This window comes from Actinomadura darangshiensis (genome assembly GCF_004349235.1).
Taxonomy (GTDB): Bacteria; Actinomycetota; Actinomycetes; order Streptosporangiales; family Streptosporangiaceae; genus Spirillospora; species Spirillospora darangshiensis.
In genome coordinates this window covers 1-2,399 of the sequence record NZ_SMKY01000563.1, presented here as the reverse complement: position 1 = coordinate 2,399, position 2,399 = coordinate 1, and the positions used below count along the sequence as shown (strand labels likewise).

The 2,399-nt window shown below is 74.2% G+C and carries 3 protein-coding genes and 1 pseudogene; 2 read left to right on the top strand and 2 right to left on the bottom strand.

The annotated features are described in order from the left end of the window. Nucleotides 1-353, bottom strand: a 353-nt coding sequence (locus tag E1293_RS50950; protein WP_207939534.1) for a hypothetical protein, incomplete at its 3' end; no start/stop codon positions are given. On the opposite strand from E1293_RS50950, the pseudogene E1293_RS50070 reads away from it, so the two are divergent. Next, nucleotides 243-494: pseudogene (locus E1293_RS50070) on the top strand (Na+/H+ antiporter); the annotation flags it as partial. The gene E1293_RS50950 and the pseudogene E1293_RS50070 sit on opposite strands and share 111 nt — an antisense overlap. A 91-nt stretch (nt 495-585) precedes the next feature. Then, a complete protein-coding gene (locus E1293_RS48355; protein WP_165978721.1) occupies nt 586-1,545 on the top strand; it encodes a cation:proton antiporter domain-containing protein in 960 nt (319 codons plus the stop codon). Here E1293_RS48355 and E1293_RS46395 read toward each other — a convergent pair. Continuing rightward, nucleotides 1,533-2,105, bottom strand: a complete 573-nt coding sequence (locus E1293_RS46395; RefSeq protein ID WP_132206441.1) for a hypothetical protein — start codon at nt 2,103-2,105, stop codon at nt 1,533-1,535. The two genes, E1293_RS48355 and E1293_RS46395, sit on opposite strands and share 13 nt — an antisense overlap. Between the last annotated feature and the right edge of the window lie 294 nt (nt 2,106-2,399).

Below are 2,399 nucleotides of genomic sequence, written 5' to 3'. Positions count from 1 at the left end.
CCACCATATGACGGCCGTCCCGCCCTTCCGCGCCCACCCCGCCAGGACACGCTGGCGTCCCGGACGGCCCGTCCCGGCCGGAACGTTCCACTCGCCGGCGGGGTCCGGGAGGCGTACCGGACCGCATTCCGGAGAGGATCATGGCCGTGGAGGAGGACCGGCTCTTCATCGTCTTCCTGGCCGTCGCCATCGTCGTGCTGCCGGCCCGCGCCCTGGCCGGGCGGCTGCGCATGCCGGACGCGATCCTGCTCGTCCTGCTCGGGATGGCCGCCGGGTTCGTGCCCGCCCTGCCCGCCGTCGTCGTCCCACCGGACCTGGTCCTGCTCGGCTTCCTGCCGCCGCTGCTCTACCACGCGGCGTTCTTCACCGCCCGGCGGGAGACCCGCGCCGACGCCGTGCCCATCTTCACCCTGGCCTTCGGGCTCGCCACCGTCACGACCGTCGCGGTCGCCGCGACCGTGCACGCCCTGCTGCCGGACGCCGGCTGGGCCGCCGCGCCGGCGTTCGGCGCGGCCGTCTCGCCCACCGACCCGGTGGCCGCGACCGCGGTGGCGCTGGATCACCGACCCGGTCAGCCAGATCATCGTGTCCCTGGCCACGCCGTACGTCGCGTTCATCCCCGCGGACCACTTCGGCGCGTCCGGCGTCCTCGCGACCGTCGTCGCCGGGTTCTCCATCGGCACCCACGGGGAGGGCTTCATGCAGCCGGCGTCGCGGCTCGCCGGCACCACGTTCCGGCGCATCCTGACGTTCCTGCTGGAGTCGGCGCTGTTCGTGCTGCTCGGCCTGGAGGTCAGGGAGATCGTGCGCGAGCCCGGCGGCCAGACGTGGCCGATGGTGGCGGCGACCGCCCTGGCGGGGTCGGCCGTGCTGATCGGCGTCCGGCCGGCCTGGCAGCTCGGCAACGGGCCGCTGGCCCGGCGGGTGCCCGGCGGCCGGCGCGGCCAGGCCGGGCTCGGCCGGCGGGAGCGCCTGGTGATCGGCTTCGCCGGTATGCGCGGCGCGATCTCGCTGGCCATCGCCCTGTCGCTGCCCGTCGCCGTGGGGGACGAGCGCGGGCTCCTGGTCCTGCTCGCCGCGCTCGTCGTGCTGGTCACGCTGGTCGGGCAGGCGCCGCTGCAGCCGGTCCTGCTGCGCCGCCTGGGGCTCATCGAATCGGACCGGCGGTGGGCCGAGTCGATGCTCGCCCGCAAGGCCGGGCTGCAGGCCGCGCTGGCGCGGCTGGACGAGCTCGCCGAGGACGAGGGGGTCGACGCGCAGACCGCCGAGGCGTTCCGGCAGATGCTCGAACTGCGGCTCGAACGCGTCCGGTACTTCCTGGACGGCGAGGGCACCGAGCGGGAGGGGCGCCCGCCCAGCGGCGCGTCCGCACCGAACTGGTCCGGGCGCAGCGCGCGAAGCTGCGCAAGCTCTACCGCAAGGGCAGGATCGGCGCCGAGACGCTCCGCGAGATCAGCCGCGAGCTGGACTTCGAGGACCCCGTCAGCGTGCGGAGGCCGCGCCCCTGACCCGGTGCGGCCGCCGGGCGGGCGTCAGCGCTCGTAGTGCGGGTCGGCGACGACCGGGTAGAAGGCGTCGGTGTGCTGGACGCGCATCGTCACCACCGAGCCCTCCAGCGCGTAGTCCGCCTTCACCTGCCGGAACATCGAGTCGCTGGCCCACGGGTTGTACAGCCGCCCCACCGTGGCGCCGTACCGCAGGTGGACGACGTCGTAGCCGCCGGACGGCATCGACTCCAGCGCCAGGCCGTCGGCGAGGGAGACGGCGAACCGGAACTCGCTGGGGGCGTCGGGCCCGTGGATGACGGTGAGCAGGCGCACCCCGCCGGCCGTGGTCTGCGCGACGATGTCGGTGTCGACGTCCACGCCGACGAACACCCGCAGGCTGGGGCGCAGCACCTGCGCGACCGTGTCGGCGGCCGTCACGTCGATGCCGACGTGGATCCGCTGGCCGTCCCTGGTCGGCACCCACACCCCGTCACGCGCGCGCTGACCCCAGGCGACGTCGGGGTTCTCCATCTCCTGGGGCTCGTTCTTGCCCCGCGCGACCAAGATCTTGGAAGCGGCGCTCATCGCCGCGGCAGCCCCGTCCCGTGCATGCCTCATGGCGGGCCCCCTCGCCTTCTTCCATCGCTCGCGTGACTCGCGCTCGTCCTGGGTTTACCACGGGCAGGGCGGACAGGACGTCCCATGGCCTGCCGCTGGTCGTTTAGTGACGTTCGCCCCGTGCGTCGTTGGACCTTACACCACGCTTATATGCGCCGGTCGGGCCGCCCGCGGTACGGACGGCCCGATGGGTTTGGACGGTGGTGGGTGGGGGCTGGAGGACGGTCGCCGAGCGGAGCTCGTCCCTTGAATGGTGGTGGGTGGGGGCTGGAGGACGGTCGCCGAGCGGAGCTC

What these genes read in the sequence shown, in the direction of transcription:
- E1293_RS46395 (WP_132206441.1), bottom strand. Translation starts at nt 2,105, where the DNA reads ATGAGGCATGCACGGGACGGGGCTGCCGCGGCGATGAGCGCCGCTTCC.